15 protein-coding genes are annotated in these 16423 nt (G+C 72.2%); 8 read left to right on the top strand and 7 right to left on the bottom strand.

Going from position 1 to position 16423, the window contains the following annotated elements; genetic code table 11:
- Position 1: 1 nt before the first annotated feature.
- Positions 2–445: an OmpA family protein gene (locus tag FHS29_RS09630; RefSeq protein ID WP_184690225.1), complete on the bottom strand. Its 444-nt coding sequence runs from the start codon at positions 443–445 to the stop codon at positions 2–4.
- 145 nt (positions 446–590) lie between these two features.
- Positions 591–1556 (bottom strand): coiled-coil domain-containing protein, encoded by a 966-nt coding sequence (locus FHS29_RS09625; protein ID WP_184690224.1) that lies wholly within the window; start codon positions 1554–1556, stop codon positions 591–593.
- A 317-nt stretch (positions 1557–1873) separates the two neighbouring features.
- Here FHS29_RS09625 and FHS29_RS09620 point away from each other — a divergent pair, with 317 nt between their 5' ends.
- From FHS29_RS09620 to FHS29_RS09610, 3 genes are all read left to right on the top strand, one after another.
- Positions 1874–2620, top strand: coding sequence for a class I SAM-dependent methyltransferase (locus FHS29_RS09620; protein WP_184690223.1), 747 nt, complete (start codon positions 1874–1876; stop codon positions 2618–2620).
- A complete protein-coding gene (locus tag FHS29_RS09615; RefSeq protein ID WP_184690222.1) occupies positions 2617–4083 on the top strand; it encodes a 1,4-alpha-glucan branching protein domain-containing protein in 1467 nt (488 codons plus the stop codon). The genes FHS29_RS09620 and FHS29_RS09615 overlap by 4 nt, the downstream gene beginning before the upstream one ends.
- A gap of 193 nt (positions 4084–4276) precedes the next feature.
- Positions 4277–5527: a glycosyltransferase family 4 protein gene (locus tag FHS29_RS09610; protein ID WP_184690221.1), complete on the top strand. Its 1251-nt coding sequence runs from the start codon at positions 4277–4279 to the stop codon at positions 5525–5527.
- Between the two features lie 355 nt (positions 5528–5882).
- On the opposite strand, the gene FHS29_RS09605 is transcribed toward FHS29_RS09610, so the two are convergent.
- Entirely contained in the window at positions 5883–6629 is a 747-nt protein-coding gene (locus FHS29_RS09605) for an acyltransferase (RefSeq protein WP_184690220.1), read from the bottom strand.
- 157 nt (positions 6630–6786) lie between these two features.
- Here FHS29_RS09605 and FHS29_RS09600 point away from each other — a divergent pair, with 157 nt between their 5' ends.
- Positions 6787–7734, top strand: a complete 948-nt coding sequence (locus FHS29_RS09600) for a nucleoside hydrolase (protein ID WP_184690219.1) — start codon at positions 6787–6789, stop codon at positions 7732–7734.
- Here the strand turns inward: FHS29_RS09600 and FHS29_RS09595 are convergent.
- From FHS29_RS09595 to FHS29_RS09580, 4 genes are read right to left on the bottom strand one after another with little or no spacing between them, the layout of a single operon-like run.
- Positions 7708–8862, bottom strand: coding sequence for a class I SAM-dependent methyltransferase (locus FHS29_RS09595; RefSeq protein ID WP_184690218.1), 1155 nt, complete (start codon positions 8860–8862; stop codon positions 7708–7710). The genes FHS29_RS09600 and FHS29_RS09595 overlap by 27 nt on opposite strands.
- A 1-nt stretch (position 8863) precedes the next feature.
- On the bottom strand, positions 8864–9817 hold the full coding sequence (locus FHS29_RS09590) for a class I SAM-dependent methyltransferase (protein ID WP_184690833.1): 954 nt from the start codon (positions 9815–9817) through the stop codon (positions 8864–8866).
- A 4-nt stretch (positions 9818–9821) separates the two neighbouring features.
- Positions 9822–10601 (bottom strand): enoyl-CoA hydratase/isomerase family protein, encoded by a 780-nt coding sequence (locus FHS29_RS09585; RefSeq protein ID WP_184690217.1) that lies wholly within the window; start codon positions 10599–10601, stop codon positions 9822–9824.
- Positions 10602–10638: 37 nt separating this feature from the next.
- Complete coding sequence (locus FHS29_RS09580; protein ID WP_184690832.1) at positions 10639–11415, bottom strand: ABC transporter ATP-binding protein; 777 nt, start codon at positions 11413–11415, stop codon at positions 10639–10641.
- Positions 11416–11558: 143 nt separating this feature from the next.
- On the opposite strand from FHS29_RS09580, the gene glgX reads away from it, so the two are divergent.
- From glgX to FHS29_RS09560, 4 genes are all read left to right on the top strand, one after another.
- Entirely contained in the window at positions 11559–13685 is a 2127-nt protein-coding gene (gene glgX / locus FHS29_RS09575) for a glycogen debranching protein GlgX (protein ID WP_184690216.1), read from the top strand.
- Positions 13686–13996: 311 nt separating this feature from the next.
- Positions 13997–14575 carry a cysteine dioxygenase gene (locus FHS29_RS09570; protein ID WP_184690215.1) on the top strand — a complete coding sequence of 193 codons (579 nt, stop codon included), beginning with the start codon at positions 13997–13999 and terminating at the stop codon, positions 14573–14575.
- Positions 14572–14958: a rhodanese-like domain-containing protein gene (locus FHS29_RS09565; protein WP_184690214.1), complete on the top strand. Its 387-nt coding sequence runs from the start codon at positions 14572–14574 to the stop codon at positions 14956–14958. The genes FHS29_RS09570 and FHS29_RS09565 overlap by 4 nt, the downstream gene beginning before the upstream one ends.
- 227 nt (positions 14959–15185) lie before the next feature.
- Positions 15186–16301, top strand: a complete 1116-nt coding sequence (locus FHS29_RS09560; RefSeq protein WP_184690213.1) for a tetratricopeptide repeat protein — start codon at positions 15186–15188, stop codon at positions 16299–16301.
- Positions 16302–16423 lie beyond the last annotated feature (122 nt).

Raw genomic sequence — 16423 nt, 5'->3', positions numbered from 1 at the left:
CCTACCCGACGAGCACGTCGACCTGCGGCCCGCCCTCGGACGGCGGACCCCAGACCGGGTCGACCACGACCCTCGTGCTGATGGCCTCTTCCGGCACGCCCCGAGCGACCAGGAACTCCCGCACGAGCACGGCCCGCTGCATGGCCAGCACATCGCACCGATGACTGGCGGTCTCCCCGTTCCACGCGTGCGCGACCAGCGTCACCACCGCGCCGGTCATCCCGCCCAGCAGGTTCCCCACGCCCTGCTGCACGGCGGCGCCCCGACCGACGTACTCGGTGCTGCCCGGCGCGAACGTGATGCCCTTGACCCCGTTGCTGGAGAACAGACTCGCCACGTTCTGCCGGGTGGTCTCCGGCGACGGCGGCGGTGGCGCCGGCGGCACGGCCTCCCGCGGCCCGGTGGTCGGCCGCACCGGCAGCGGCAGCCGGGTCGGGTGCGCCACCACGTGATCGGGCGGCGAGGGGACGACGAGAACGGCACCGCGTCGGTGATCTCCTCGCCGTAGACCGCGAAGCCGAACGCGGTGATCGCGGCCGGCACCACGATCGCGCCCACCACCAGCGGCACGACCGGGAGTCCGCGTCGCATCAGGCGCCGACCCTTTCCTCGTCGGACGTGGTCTGCTCGGGGATCAGCCCCGGCACCCGATCGGAGGCGGCGGTCAGCGCGGCCCGTGCGGCGGACAGCTGGTGGGTCACGGTCACCCGCAGGTCGCGCAGTTGTTCGGCGTGCTGCTCGATCTCGGCGATCCGGCGCCGCGCCTCGCGGCAGGCCATCTTGATCAGGAACTCGGCGCGCGCCTTGGCCAGCTGCTCCTGCTCGGCGAAGTGCTGCGCGGCCTCGTTGCGCCGGCGGGTCATGGTGAGCTCGAAGAAGTTCTGCGCCTTGGCCCGCTTCTCCTCGGACTCGGCCTCCAGCCGGTTGCACTGCTCGGCGGTCTCCCGCAGCAGGTTGTCCGCGTCCTCCTGGGCCTGCGCCACGGCCGCCGCGCACTCGGCCTCGACCTGCTCGGTGCGCTGCTGGAGGTGGGCCTCCACCTCCACCCGTCGGCGCTCCAGGTCGACCTCGCGCTGGTCGAGCTCGGCGGCCCGGCGGGCGGCGGCCTCGCGCAGCTCACGGGCGTGCCGGTCGGCGGCGGCGCGCAGGGCGGCGAGCTCCTCCTCGGCCTGCCGGCGCTGTTCGGCCAGCTCCACGTCGGTGCGCTTGCGCAGCGAGTCGACCTCGCGCTCGGCGCGCAGCCGGAGTTCGGCGGCCTCGTCCTCGGCGAGCAGCAGCATCCGGTGCAGGCGCTCGCTCGCACCCAGCGTGGTGTCGGGCGACATCTCCAATCGCTCGACCCGTGCCCTGGCCTCTTCCAGGTCCACCCTGGTCATCTCCAGCAGCTTGCGCAGGTCCGCCGCCTGGGCCAGGGCCTCGGCCCGGTCCACGCTGGTGAACCGGAGCTGTTCCTCCAGGTTCTCGATGTGCTCGATCACCTGTCGGCGGTGGAAACCTCGGTAGACGACGTCGAAACCCGCGTGCAGCGGAACAATCTCCGGCTCGTTCGCACCCATGGCTGCCCCACTCGTTTGAAGATTGTCCGAGGATACCGAGGCAGTGAGTGACCAACCAGCAGGTGAGCGCGCCTGCTGAGATCGGAGGCATAACCCGGGCCGCGTCGACATGCTGCGAAAATACCGGCATGTAAGATCAACACGGCAGCGTTACAGGTCACCCGATGGTGTCATTTTCCGGGAAAGGACGAACCTCATGACAATGCGCACCGCTCTCGCCATCCGGTAATCGGCAACAACAAGTTCACACCGAACAGTGACACCCGATACGGGCAGGCGCTGGCTACCCGCGAGTAACGAGGAACTACCCTGGCCCGGTGACCGTCGAGCCACTGCCCCTCACCGGCGAGCGCACCGTGCCCGGAATCGCCGAGGAGAACTACTGGTTCCGCCGCCACGAGGCCGCATACCTCGACCTGGTGCACCACTGCGCGGGCGCGGTGGTGCTGGAGGCCGGCTGCGGCGAGGGCTACGGGGCGGCGCTGATCGCCCGGCACGCCGCGCGGGTCGTCGCCCTGGACTACGACGGGCAGACCGCCGCGCACGCCGCGCGGGCGTACCCGGAACTGGCCGTGCTGCGCGGCAACCTGGCATCGCTGCCGCTGCGCGACGGGAGCGTCGACGTGGTGGCGAACCTCCAGGTGATCGAGCACCTCTGGGACCAGGAGGGTTTCCTGGCGGAGTGCGCGCGGGTGCTCAGGCCCGGCGGGCGGCTGCTGGTGACGACCCCGAACCGGATCACCTTCTCCCCCGGCCGGGACACGCCGCTGAACCCGTTCCACACCAGGGAGCTCGCGGCCGGCGAACTGGCCGGGCTGCTGGTGGGCGCGGGCCTGGGGGTGGAACTGCTGGCCGGGTTGCGGCACGGCCCCCGACTGCGGGAACTGGACGCGCGGTTCGGCGGTTCGGTGATCGACGCGCAGGTGGCGGTCGTGGTCGACGGCGGCGACTGGCCGGCCGACCTGCTCGACGCGGTGAGCGGCGTGCGCAGCGAGGACTTCGAGATCACCACCGACGACCTGGACGCGTCGCTGGACCTGGTGGCCGTGGCGGTCCGGGCATGACCGAGGGCACGTTCTGCCTGGTCCTGCACAGCCACCTGCCGTGGCTGGCGCACCACGGGGCCTGGCCGGTCGGTGAGGAGTGGCTGTACCAGGCGTGGGCGCACTCCTACCTGCCCGTGGTGGACCTGTTGGAGCGGTTCGCCGACGAGGGTCGCGAGGACGTGCTGACGCTGGGCGTGACACCGGTCCTGGCGGCACAGCTGGACGACCCGTACTCCCTGCGCGGCGTGCACGACTGGCTGGGCAACTGGCAGTTGCGCGCGCACAGCGCGAGTCCCCGACTGCCGGACCTGTCGGCACGTGAGCACCGGGCTTCGCAATGGGCGTTGGAGAAGTTCGAAAGCCGTTGGCGGCACGGGTTTTCACCAGTCCTCAGATCCCTTGTGGACAGTCGGGCGATCGAGCTGCTCGGCGGTCCGGCAGCGCACCCGTTCCAGCCGCTGCTGGACCCGAAGCTGCGGGCGTTCTCGTTGCGCACCGGCCTGGCCGACACCCGGCACCGGATCGGGAGCACGCCCGAGGGCATCTGGGCGCCGGAATGTGCTTACGCGCCCGGCATGGAACGCGGGTACGCGGCGGCCGGCGTGCGGCGGTTCCTGGTCGACGGGCCGTCGCTGCACGGCGACACGGCGGCCGGGCGGCCGGTGGGCGACTCGGACGTGGTCTGCTTCGGGCGGGACCTTGAAGTGTCGTACCGGGTCTGGTCGCCGAAGGTCGGCTACCCGGGCGATCCGGCCTACCGGGACTTCCACACCTACGACCACCCGAGCGGGCTCAAGCCGTCACGGGTGACCGGGGTGCACGTGGCTCCGGAGGACAAGAAGCCGTACGACCCGTCGGCGGCTGCGGCGGCCGTCGAACGGCACGCGGCGGACTTCGTGGACACGGTGGTCAAGCGGCTGCGGACGTTGCGGGAGCAGCACGGGAAGCCGTCGCTCGTCGTCGCCGCGTACGACACGGAGCTGTACGGGCACTGGTGGCACGAAGGCCCGGCGTGGCTGGAAGCCGTGCTGCGCGCCCTGCCGGCTGCCGGGGTGCACGTGACGACGCTGCGCGGCGCGGTCGAGGCTGGCCACGTCGGCGCTCCGGTGGAGATCCACCCGTCGTCGTGGGGTGCGGGCAAGGACTGGCACGTGTGGAACGGCCCGCAGGTCGCGGACGTCGTGGACCTGAACGCGGGGGTGCAGCGGGAACTGCTCGACCTGGACCTCTCGGGGGCGACCCGGAACCCGGTCGCCGACCAGGCCGTGCGGGAGGCGCTGCTGGCGCTGTCCAGCGACTGGGCGTTCATGGTCACCAAGGACTCCGCCGCCGACTACGCCAGGTATCGCGCCAAGGTGCACGCCGACCGGTTCGCCGAACTGGCCGCGGCGCTGCGGCACGGACGTGGGCAGGAGAGGGCGGCCGAACTCCGCCGGGTCGACGGGCCGTTCGGCCACCTCGACGCCCGGGGCCTGGCCTGATGGCGCGGGACCGGCCCGGCACGCCGAAGCCTTCGACACCCAGGCCTTCGACGCGCTCGACGGGTGCGGTGCGGTCCCGATCGCGGGCAGCGGAACGCGGAACCACACCCCGTACGCCGAGGTCCGCACGGCAACTCCCTCCCTCAGGTCCACCGAGGGCACCGAGGGCACCGATGAAATGCGAGGATGCGCCATGCGCGTGCTGATGTTGTCGTGGGAGTACCCGCCGGTCGTCGTGGGCGGGCTGGGTCGGCACGTGCACGCGCTGGCCACCCGACTCGCCGCGCAGGGGCACGATGTCGTGGTGCTGTGCCGGCAGCCGGCCGGGTCGGACGCGATCACGCACCCCACGGCGGACACCGTGGTGGAGGGCGTGCGGCTGGTGCGAGTCGCCGAGGACCCCACGCACCTGGTGTTCGAACGAGACCTGGTGGCGTGGACGCTGGCCATGGGGCACGCCATGACGCGGGCCGGGCTGGCGTTGCTGCGGGACTGGCGGCCGGACGTCGTGCACGCGCACGACTGGCTGGTCACGCACCCGGCGATCGCGTTGGCCGAGGCGGCGGGCGCGCCGCTGGTGGCGACCGTGCACGCGACCGAGGCAGGGCGGCACAGCGGGTGGCTGTCGCAGACGCTGAACCAGCAGGTGCACTCCGTGGAGTGGTGGCTGGCCAACCGCGCGGACTCGCTGATCACGTGCTCGTCGGCGATGCGGACCGAGGTGGCGCACCTGTTCGAGGTCGACCCCGGTGGGATCACCGTGCTGCACAACGGGATCGAGGCGCGGCGGTGGCGGGTGCGGTCGGCCGACGTGGCTGCCGCCCGTGCTGCGTACTCGCCCGACGGTGCGCCGTTGCTGCTGTTCTTCGGGCGGCTGGAGTGGGAGAAGGGCGTGCAGGACCTGATCGCCGCCCTGCCCCGGATCCGGCGGGCGCACCGCGGGGCACGGCTGGTGGTCGCCGGCGAGGGCACGCACGGCGGGTGGCTGGTCGAACAGGCCCGCAAGCACAAGGTGCGGCGGGCGGTGGACTTCGCCGGCCACCTGCCGGACCGCGCGCTGGCGGCGGTGCTGGCGGCGGCGGACGCCGTGGTGCTGCCCAGCCGGTACGAGCCGTTCGGGATCGTTGCCCTGGAGGCAGCCGCCGCCGGGACACCGCTGGTGGCCTCCACCGCCGGCGGGCTGGGCGAGGTCGTGCTGGACGGGGTGACCGGGCTGTCGTTCGCTCCGGGGGACGTGGACGCGCTGTCGACGGCGGTGCGGTCGGTGCTGGACGACCGGGCTTCGGCGGTGCGCCGGGCGCGGGCGGCGAAGGCCAGGTTGGCGACCGACTTCGACTGGGCGCGGATCGCCTCGGACACGGCGGAGGTGTACCGGAAAGCCGTGGTGGTCGAACACGCCCCACTCGGCCGACCGAAGATCGCCACCGGGAACGCCTTCCTGTAACGCCGTGGTGTCCGGTCGGACGTGTAGCGCCGTGGTGTCCGACCGGAGCGCCTTCCGTGCGCATCAGGTAAGGGGCCGAAGCTTTGCCTTTGACGTTGCCGCTTTGGTCGTCCCCGAACGCGAGTCAATCAGCTGGGCGGGCTACTCGGCGGGCGGCGTGGCGCGCGGACACCGGTCCCCCGGCACCTCTTCTTGACGGAGCAATATGGTCTTTTTGCTCAGTGTCCCCGGCTTTATCCAAGACTGCGTGCGAAGAGCACTTTGAGTCCGTGGTCCCTCTTCTGCCGTCAAGCTGCGTAGAACAATGTCAAGAACGTTCGAACTCTCGCCTCGGCTTTGGCGGCTGCCTCAGGCGTCAGGTGCCGTTCTGTGAGCGGTTGAGGGCTTCTCGGGCTTTGCGGGCCATGTCGGCTACGGCCGCTCGGCGGACGGCGTCGGCTTCGTAGTCCTCACGCCGGTCCTTAACGACTCGGGCGGGAATGCCGACGGCGATCTTGAAGTCCGGCACGTCGCCGCGCACCACGGCGTGCGCGCCCAGCACGCAGCCGCGTCCGATCCGCGTGCCGCGCGTGACGGTGACCTTCGTGCCCAGCCAGCAGTCCGGTCCGATGCGGACCGGGGACTTCACGATTCCCTGGTCCTTGATCGGCAGGTTGATGTCGGCCGTCACGTGGTCGAAGTCGCAGATGTAGACCCAGTCGGCGACGAGGGTGGCCGCCCCGATCTCGATGTCGAGGTAGCAGTTGACGGTGTTGTCCTTGCCGAACACCGCCTTGTCGCCGATGCGCAGCGAACCCTCGTGGCACCGGATGGCGTTGCCGTCGCCGATGTGCACCCAGCGGCCGATCTCCAGCCGGCCGAATCCCGGACGGCAGTGCAGTTCGACGTTCTTGCCGAGGAACACCATGCCGCGCAGCACGACGTGCGGGTTGGCCAGCCGGAACCGCAGCAGCCGCCAGTACCGGACCAGGTACCACGGTGTGTACGCGCGGTGGCGGAGGACCCATTTCAGGGACGCGAGCGTGAGGAATCGGGCTTGCACCGGGTCGGGTCGCGATCTACGCCACTTGGTCCACACGGGCGCACCCCACATGCTCGTCACGCGCGCACTCTAACCAGCGTGCCGTCCTCCTTCACGACGAACCCGGCGGCGCAGGTGGAGGGCCGTGGTGCGCCGGTCGTCCACGTCCTGGGCGGGTACGTCCACGGGTTCGGCACGGCTTCGCGTGGGGCGGTGCGGTGCGGCAGGATCGGGCCACGTGACCATCCCACTCATCATCGACACCGATCCCGGCGTGGACGACGCGTTCGCCCTCGCGTTGGCGGCGGCGAGCCCCGAGGTCGACCTGATCGGCGTGACCACGGTGTTCGGCAACGTGTCGCCGGAGCTCACCACGCGCAACGCGCTGCGGGTCCTGGCGTTGCTGGGCCGGGAGGACGTGCCGGTCGCGGCGGGGGCAGAGCGGCCGTTGGTGCACCCGAACCCCGGGGTGTCCTCGGCGCACGGTGCGGACGGGCTGTCCGGGTTCGCGTCCACGCTGCCGGAGCCCTCCAGGGGGCCGGACGAGCGGGATGCCGTGACGCTGCTCAAGGACCTGCTGGAGGCCGCCGAGCGGCCCGTCACCATCGCGCCGATCGGGCCGTTGACGAACATCGCGCTGCTGCTGGCCGCCCACCCCGGACTGCGGCACAAGATCGAGCGGCTGGTGGTGATGGGTGGCGGGGTTCGCGGTGGCAACATCACGTCGGTGGCCGAGTTCAACCTGTGGTGCGACCCGGAGGCGGCCCGGCGGGTGTTGGCCGACCCCGAGGTGCCGGTGACGCTGGTGCCGATGGACCTGACCACGCGGGCGGCGGTGAGCGTGTCCTGGTTGGCGGAGTTGGCCTCCGCGTCGGAGATCGGGGCGAAGCTGGTCGGCTTGACGCCGGACTACCTGGCCACCTACCGGCGGATCCTGGGGCGGGACGTGATGGCGCTGCACGACGCCGTCGCGGTGGCCGAGGTGGTGCGGCCGGGGATCCTCCGGGTGCGGCGGTTCCCGGTGGACGTGGAGTGCTCCCTCGGGCCCGGCCGGGGCGGGCTGCTGGTGGACGAACGGCTGGAGTCCGCGCGGCGCGAGGGGATCGACATCGCGGTGGACACCGACGCGGCCGACCTGCACCGGTTCATGCTGGAACGGCTAGGTGCGCTGCGCGTGCGCCAGTAGGTAGGTCGGCGTCCGGCCGATCCGGGTGAGCACGACGGTGGCCTCGGCCGTGCCGTCGAGCTTCAGCCTGCGGCGCAACGTGTTCGGGTCCACGTCCAGGCCGCGCACCAGGATCTCCAGCCGGCCCACGTGGTGGGCGCGCAGGACGGCGCGCAGCGACTTCTCGTTGTAGTGGCCGTGTTCCACGACCCGGAACGCCCGGATGCCCGGCGGTGGGGTCGGGCCGGTCAGGTAGGCGATCCGCTCGTCCAGCTGCGCCAGGCCGTGGCGGGCGGCGTAGTGGCGCACCAGGCCGGCCCGGACCACCGCGCCGTCCGGGTCGATCAGCCACTCGGCGGGTGGGGTCACCGGGCAGTCGTCGGGATCAGCGTCCGTGATGGTCCACCGCGCACCACCGGTGTGCAGGACGGAGGCGCGTCGGGTGACGCCCGGCGTGGCGAGGCCTCCGGTCCACAGGCACGCTTCGCGCACCTGGCCGTCCAGGGAGACCAGTTCGACCTCGTCCGCCCAGGGGGCGACGGTGAAGTCCACACCCGGTGCGCACTTCACGGCCAGGTCGCGGTCGGCGTAAGCGGCGGCCAGCGCGTCCAGGGGCGGGGCGAAGTCGGACGGGCGCCAGGTCCGCCGGCCGGTGGAGTCGCGGCGGGCCGGGTCGGCGATGACCGGGACGTCGCGGGACACCGGGTGCAGGGCGTCGGCCCGCAGCAGCGTCCGGGAGTCGCCGAGGTTGTGGCGGGCCATGGCGAGTCGCACGGGGTCCAGGTCGGAGCCGATGGAACCCGCGGGGAGAGCGGCCAGGTCCGCGCCGATCGAACACGTCACGTCGTGGGTGACGCGGTCGCCGAAGCGTTCGGCGCGGTGGGCGGCCACCTGGCGAGGGGTGGCCTGCTGGAGGGCGTCGTCGGTGAACAGGCCGTCCGGGAAGTCTACTTTGGACGCTGCTTTCCGGCGCAGCAGCAGGGTTTCCAGCACCGCGGCGAAGTGGTCCGGGGCCACCCGGCGGGCAGCCGCCACGTCGGGCAGGCGGGACGCCGGGGTCAGCGCCAGCCGCGACAGCGACGACAACGCGGCGCACCCGGCACCGGAGCGCAGGTACGCCACGTCGTCGAGGCTGAACGCGTAGCCCACTTCAGGCGACCGGCTTGCGGCCCGTCACGGAGACGTTGTAGAAGACCTCGCGCGGCAGGAGCTTGGCGAGGACCTTCTCGTCCACCCAGGAGAGGCGCTGCCACGTCCGGTAGGCGAACATGGCCCAGCCGAAGCCCAGCTTCCCGCGCGGGACGGCCGCCTCGAACGTGCGCACCGGCCAGCCGAACAGGGCGGCCGACAGCTCCTCGGTGACCGCCTTGACCTCGGTCGCACCGGCTCCGCGCGCGGTGCGCTCCAGGTCCGACGGGTCGAAGGTGTGCAGGTCCACGACGGCTTCCAGGGCCGCCGCGCGGGACGACTCGTCCAGTTCCCCCTGCGGGCGCCGCCAGCCGTTCAGCGGGGCCAGCCTGGTGACGTTCGTGGTCAGCCACCAGGTCAGCTGCCCCAGCTTGCGGGCGTAGAAGTTGCCGATGTCGGTGGGGTCACCCGCGAACACGAACCGGCCGCCCGGCTTGAGCACCCGCAGCACCTCGCGCATCGCGGACGGGATGTCCGGGATGTGGTGCAGCACGGCGTGGCCCACGACGAGGTCGAAGGTGTTGTCGTCGTACGGGATCCGCTCGGCGTCGGCGACCCGGCCGTCCACCGGCAGGCCGAGCTGCTCCGCGTTGCGCAGCGCCACCTCCACCATGCCGGGCGACAGGTCGGTGACCGAACCCTTCCTGATCACCCCGCCCTGCATCAGGTTGAGCAGGAAGAAACCGGTGCCGCAGCCCAGCTCCAGGGCGTGGTCGTACGGGCCGACGCCACCGGCGACCGCGCGGAAGCGGTCGGTGGCGTAGGTGATGCAGCGCTCGTCGTACGAGATCGACCACTTCTCGTCGTACGTGCCGGCTTCCCAGTCGTGGTAGAGCACGTTGGCGAGCTTGGGGTCGGAGTACGCCGCCTTGATCTCCTCGGCGGTGGCGTGCGGGTTGGGCTTGGGGTCCTGCACCGGCTCAGCGGCCACTGAACTCCGCCTTCCCCGGTCCGTTCTCGATGAACGACGCCATGCCGGCCTTCTGGTCCTCGGTGGCGAACATGGCCGCGAACAGCTGGCTCTCCAGCTTCAGGCCGCTGCCCAGGTCGGTGTCCAGGCCGCCGTCGATGGCGGCCTTCGCGGCGGCGTACGCGCGCACCGGGCCGTTGACGAACTGCCCGGCCCAGCGCCTGGCGGCCCCGTACACGTCGTCCGGGGCGACGACCTCGTCCACCATGCCGATCCGCAGCGCTTCCTCGGCGCCCACGAACCGGCCGGTGTAGATCAGGTCCTTCGCGCGGGACGGGCCGATCAGGCGGGGCAGCCGCTGGGTGCCGCCCATGCCGGGGATGACGCCGAGCAGGATCTCCGGCTGGCCCACCTTGGCGTTGTCGCCCGCGATGCGGCGGTCCGCGCACAGCGCCAGCTCGAACCCGCCGCCCAGCGCGTAGCCGGTGACGGCGGCGACCGTGGGCTTGGGGATCTCCTCCACGGTGCGCAGCGCGGACTGGAACGACCCGGCGCGGGCCGCCATCTCGGCGTAGGTCAGCTCGGCCATCTCCTTGATGTCCGCGCCCGCCGCGAACACCTTCGGACCGCCGTAGACGATGACGGAGTACACGTCGTCGCGCTGCGCCGCCTCCAGCGCGGCCGCCCGGATCTCCTCCTGGACCTGCCGGTTCAGCGCGTTCATCGGCGGGCGGTCCAGCCGGATGGTGCCGATGCCGTCCTCGACTTCGAGCTTCACGAACTCACCCACAGGTCCTCCTCGACCTCCGTCGGTAGCGCCTCGCAGGTTACCCCTGGGTAGCTTTGCGCCGCGCGAAGTACCGGTCGCCGGCCTTCTGCAGCTCCAGGGGCTGGTCGAACGTCTTGGACAGGTTCTCCTCGGTGAGCACGTCGTCCAGCAGCCCCTGCGCGACGATCGCGCCCTCGCGCAGCAGCAGCGCGTGCGTGAAGCCCGGCGGGATCTCCTCCACGTGGTGCGTGACCAGCACCGTGGCCGGCGCGTCCGGGTCCAGGGCGAGCTCCGAGAGCCGGGCCACCAGGTCCTCGCGCCCACCCAGGTCGAGCCCCGCGGCCGGCTCGTCCAGCAGCAGCACCTCGGGGTCGGTCATCAGCGCCCGCGCGATCAGGGTGCGCTTGCGCTCGCCCTCGGACAGGGTGCCGTAGGTGCGGTCGGCCAGGTGTTCGATGCCGAGCTGGCCGAGCAGCGCCAGGGCGCGCTTGGTGTCCAGCCGGTCGTACTCCTCGCGCCAGCGGCCCAGCACGGCGTAGCCGGCGCTCACCACGAGGTCGCCGACCTTCTCGTCGGGCGGGATGCGACCGCTCAGCGCGGCCGAGCACAGTCCGATGCGGGGACGCAGCTCGAAGACGTCGGTCTTGCCGATGCGCTCGCCCAGCAGGTGCAGCAGGCCCTTGGTGGGGTGCAGCTCGGCCCCGGCGAGCCGCAGCAGCGTGGTCTTGCCCGCCCCGTTCGGGCCGAGCACCACCCAGCGCTCGTCCAGCTCCACGCTCCAGTCGACGTCCCCGACCAGCGTGGTCTTGCCCCGTCGAACCGAAACACCCTGCATGTGGATGACCAGATCTTCGTTTTCCACGCCTGCCCTCGCCCCGTCGACGCCTCGCCGTGGCCATTGTCGTGCAACGCCCGACGCGCGGGGGCGGCAGGTCGCTCATCCCCACCCCGTGCGCGGATGCTGGGAAGATCCCCGGTATGGCTGTCGACGGTTCCCTGCTCGCAGGCCGACCCTTTCCGCTGGGCGCCCACCCGGAGGCCGGTGGGGTGCGCTTCGCCGTGTCCGCCGCGCCCGCCGAGGCGGTCGAGGTGTGCCTGATCAGCGAAGACGGAACGGAGGAACGGATCGAGCTGACCGAGCGGACGTTCGGTGTGTGGCACGGGACAGTGCCCGGCATCACATCGGGCCAGCGCTACGGCTACCGGGTGCACGGGCCGTACGACCCGTCGCGGGGGCTGCGCTGCAACCCGGCGAAGCTGTTGGTGGACCCCTATGCGAGGCAGATCACCGGCACCTTGACAGACCTGGAGTCGGCACTGGGGTACGTGGACGACCCGATGCTGGGCGCGCCCTCGCCGGTGGACTCGCTGGGCTGGGTGCCGCTGTCCGTGGTGACGTCGCCGGGCGGGTCGGACACGGGCGTGAAGCCCGAGGTGCCGTTCGAGGAAGCGGTGGTCTACGAGCTGCACGTGCGGGGCTTCACCCGGCGGCACCCCGGGGTGCCGCCGCACCTGCGCGGCACCTACCTGGGGCTGGCCCACCCGGCGGTGATCGACCACCTGGTGCGGTTGGGGGTGACGTCGGTCGAACTGCTGCCGGTGCACGCGTTCCTGGACGAGCCCGCGCTGATCCGCGGCGGGCGGCACAACTACTGGGGCTACTCGCCGCTGAGCTACTTCGCGCCGCACCCCGGCTACGCGAGCGAACCGGGGCGGGAGGTGGAGGAGTTCCGGACGATGGTCGCCGCGATGCACGGGGCGGGCATCGAGGTGCTGCTGGACGTGGTGTTCAACCACACCTGCGAGGGCGGGCCGGAAGGTCCGACGCTGTCCTACCGCGGGTTCGACGCGCCGGGCTACTACCTGCACATCGAGGGTGGCGGCACGCTGGACATCACCGGGTGCGGCAACACGCTGGAGGCCGGGTCGCCGCAGGTGGTGCGGATGGTGACCGACTCCCTGCGGTACTGGGCCACCGAGATGGGGGTGGACGGCTTCCGGTTCGACCTGGCCTCGACGCTGGGGCGGCCCGGCGGCGGCCGGTTCGACCGCGCCTCGGCGATGTTGACGGCGATCACCTCGGACCCGGTGCTGTCGCGGTGCAAGCTGATCGCCGAGCCGTGGGACGCCACCGGGGACGGGTACCGGGTCGGCGACTTCGGCGTGCAGTGGGCGGAGTGGAACGGCCGGTACCGGGACACCGTCCGGGACTTCTGGCGCGGGCACACCGGGGTGCGGGACCTGGCCTACCGGTTGTCCGGGTCGTCCGACCTGTACGCGGACGACCTGCGGCGGCCTTGGCAGTCGATCAACTTCGTGACCGCGCACGACGGGTTCACGCTGCGGGACCTGGTGTCCTACAACGACAAGCACAACGAGGCCAACGGCGAGGACAACCGCGACGGGACCGACGACAACCGGTCGTGGAACTGCGGCGTCGAGGGCGAGACCGCGGAACCCGGGGTGCTGGCGTTGCGGGCGCGGCAGGCCCGCAACCTGCTGGCGACGCTGCTGCTGTCCACCGGGACGCCGATGCTCACCGCCGGGGACGAGATGTGGCGGACCCAGGGCGGGAACAACAACGCCTACTGCCTGGACGACGAGACCTCGTGGGTGGACTGGGAGCTCTCCGACGAGGGGCAGTCCATGCTGGCGTTCGCCCGGCGGGTGATCGGCGTGCGGGCGGACAGCCCGGCGCTGCGGCAGCCGGCGTTCTTCGACGGGCGCACCACGCCTTCCGGGGCACCGGACCTGGTGTGGTTCCGCTCCGACGGCGAGGAGATGGCCGAAACCGACTGGTTCGACGAGGGGCGGCGGTTCCTCGGGATGTGGATCGACGGGTCCACGTCGTTGTCGCGCACCCGCGAGGGCGAGTTGGTGTCGGACGACTCCTGGTTGTTGCTGCTGCACGCCGGGAGCGAGGACCTGCCGGTCACCCTGCCGGCGGCGGACTACGGGGCCCGGTACGAGCCGGTGATCGACTCCTCGACGGCGGACGGGACACCGGAGGACGCCGCGGACCTGCTGCCGGGAGAGGTGCTCGTGCTGGCTCCCCGGTCCCTGGTGCTGCTCCGCATCCCGATGGCCGCGGGGTCGGCCGGCTGAGGGCGTGACGGGCACCGCGGAGCGGTCGGCCGAGGTGCGCCGGACGACGCCGATCAGTCGGTGTCCGAGGCAATCCTGGCTGGTGGGAGGGCGTGCGGAGGTCGGGCCGGCGTGGCACGATCTCCGCGTGGCCCGTCCGTTGCTGACCTGGTGTGACCGCACGATCGACCTGCTCCTCGTGGCGTCGTGCGGGTGTAGCCGGACGCGACGTGGCGGCTGGGTGTGACCGCGACTGTCCGTCCGCGGTGATTCAGCTCCCCGTCGCGTCTTGATCGCTACCCCGTACCTCTTCGTAGCCATCAGGAGCAGCTTTGACCTCCGTTCTCGCGCACGCCGACGTACACCCCGCCCTGGACCTCCCGCTGTTGCGGGACCTCCTCCACCCGTCCCGCGAGCTGTGGACGCCTCGGGAGCTCCGCGAGCTGACGTCGTTCGTCGCCAGTGAGCTGACCACCCCCCTGCTGTCCATCCTGGAGTTCGACGCCGAACAGCGGTGGTGGGCCCGGCTCGGGCTCACCGAGGGCGTCGAGCTGTGGTTGCTGTCGTGGTTGCCCGGCCAGGGCACCGAACCGCACGACCACGGTGGTGCGGCCGGGTCGTTCACCGTGTTGACCGGGGAGCTGGCCGAGGACTACCGGTACCCCGGCGGCCCGGTCAAGACCGTCGCCCGCGGCGTCGGGGCGGCGGTCGGGTTCGGGGCCGGGCGGGCGCACCAGGTGCTCAACAAGGGGACGGTCGGGGCGGCCAGCGTGCACGCCTACTCGCCGCCGCTGGTGCCCACCCGGGAGTACCCGAGCCTGACCGACATCCCGCACGAGATCTCACCGTTGCCCGCCCGGCGGCTGCCGTTGGAGCAGTTGCGGGTGCTCGCCGATCTGGAGGGGCCGTGAGTGCCGAAGCGTTTCTCGAACAGGCCCGCCGGGACCTCCGCCGGGTCACCCCGGAGGAGCTGGCCGGACTGCCCGACGCACTGGTGGTCGACATCCGGCCGCATCACGACCGGCTCGCGGAAGGGGAGGTCCCCGGCTCCGTCCCGGTCGAGCGGATCGTGCTGGAGTGGCGGCTGGACCCGCACGGGGAGCACCGGATCCCGGGGTTCGACGTCGACACCACCGTGGTCGTGCTGTGCAACGAGGGGTACGCGTCGAGCCTGGCCGCCCGCGACCTCCAGCGGGTCGGGTTGCCGAACGCCACCGACCTGGTGGGCGGGTTCCGGGGTTACGCGGCGGCCGGGCTGCCGGTGCGGGCCGGGGCCACGCCGGCGGTCACGTAGGGGCGTCGGCGCAGTGCCCGACCGAGCCCGACCCCCCGGTGCCCGCCCCGGCCGGCAGCCAGGGGGTCGGGCGGTCAGGCGGTTGAGCGGTCGGTCGGGCGTGCGGTCGGTCGGGCGTGCGGCCAGGCGGGCGGGCGGCCAGGCGGGCGGGCTCCGGGTTGTCGACCTGGCGGGATCGCGGTGGTCGGCCCGGGAACCGGCGGCTCGGCGGTAGCGTCTCCAGGTTTGTGTGGAAGGTGCTGACGGCGCTGGTCGTCCTCGTCCTGGTGGTCTGGCAGCCGGGGGCCTGGCCGGCCAGTCTGGCCGGTGCCGTCTGCGGGCTGTTGGCCACCATGGCGTTGTTGCAGGTCGGACTGCTCGTCGGCGCGGCGATGTGGCGCGTGCGCGTGTCGTCGGTCGTCATCGGGGTCGGTGGCGAGGTGCGCACCTGGAACCGGCCGCACCGGCGGGTGGTGTTGCGCAACGTGCCGCTGATCATGTCCGTCGGGCTCACGTCGGTGCGCGCGCCGGTCCGCCGGCGGTTGTGGCTGACCTCGCTGGTCTCCGTGCTGCTGACCGGCGTGGTGGTCGGTCTGTGCTGGGCGTTCGCCGCCGGGTCGCCGTTCGGCCGGGGGCTCGCGGTCGCCGGGACGGCGGTGCTGGTCAACGGGCTGGTACCGCGCCGCGGGGCCGGCGTGACCACGCCCGGCTGGTTCCTGTTCCGGCTGCCCCGGCTGACCGGGCGGGTGGTGGACGAGATGGAAGCCACGCCGATGGTCAACGAGGTGTCCGACGCGCTGTCCACCGGCGACGTCGACCGGGCCGAAGAGATCGCCTCGCGGCTGGTCGCGGCGCACCCCGACCTGCTGGTGGCGATCGGGTCGAAGATCGCCGTGCTGACCATGCGGACCCGGTACGCCGAGGCGCTGCACACGGTCAGCAAGCTGGTGGGGCGGACCGACCTGGACCAGCGGGACATGGCGTTCGTGATGGCCGAGATGGCCAGTTCCACGGCCAACGCGATGGAGGCCGGCCAGTTGCCGCTCGAAGTGGGCATGGGGGCGGCCCGGCGCGCTTCGGAAGGGGCGTTGCAGCTCGGTTACCCGAAGTACCGCTGCACCGGGACGCTGGCCCAGCTCGCCCTGCTGGAGGACGACACCGGGCTGGCCATCGAGCTGGCGACGCAGGCCAAGCGGACCAGCGAGAGCGCCTTGGACCGGGCCGACGCGCTGGCCACCATCGCCCGTGCCCAGATGGCGTCCGGCGACAACGCGGCGGCGCGGCGGACCCTGGTCGAAGCCCACGAGTTGGCCGGCTGGATGCCCCGCGTGGCCGAGACGACCGCCCGGCTCGACATCCGCTGACGGCCCACCGGCGCACGCCCTCCGACGGCGCCCGGGTCACCGGACGGACGCGCTCAGCGACCGCCCACCCGACCACGGCCCGGCTGGCCGCCGGTCACACCGATGGCCATCCGTCCGGGCCC

The sequence above is a fragment of the Saccharothrix tamanrassetensis genome, from assembly GCF_014203665.1.
Lineage (GTDB): Bacteria > Actinomycetota > Actinomycetes > Mycobacteriales > Pseudonocardiaceae > Actinosynnema > Actinosynnema tamanrassetense.
Note: the sequence above shows the minus strand (reverse complement) of the source record. Positions and strands in the feature narration are given on the sequence as shown.

Coding starts and splice junctions, on each gene's coding strand:
- FHS29_RS09625 (WP_184690224.1), bottom strand. CDS start 1,556: ATGGGTGCGAACGAGCCGGAGATTGTTCCGCTGCACGCGGGTTTCGAC.
- glgX (WP_184690216.1), top strand. CDS start 11,559: ATGGCTGTCGACGGTTCCCTGCTCGCAGGCCGACCCTTTCCGCTGGGC.
- FHS29_RS09615 (WP_184690222.1), top strand. CDS start 2,617: ATGACCGAGGGCACGTTCTGCCTGGTCCTGCACAGCCACCTGCCGTGG.
- FHS29_RS09580 (WP_184690832.1), bottom strand. CDS start 11,415: ATGCAGGGTGTTTCGGTTCGACGGGGCAAGACCACGCTGGTCGGGGAC.
- FHS29_RS09610 (WP_184690221.1), top strand. CDS start 4,277: ATGCGCGTGCTGATGTTGTCGTGGGAGTACCCGCCGGTCGTCGTGGGC.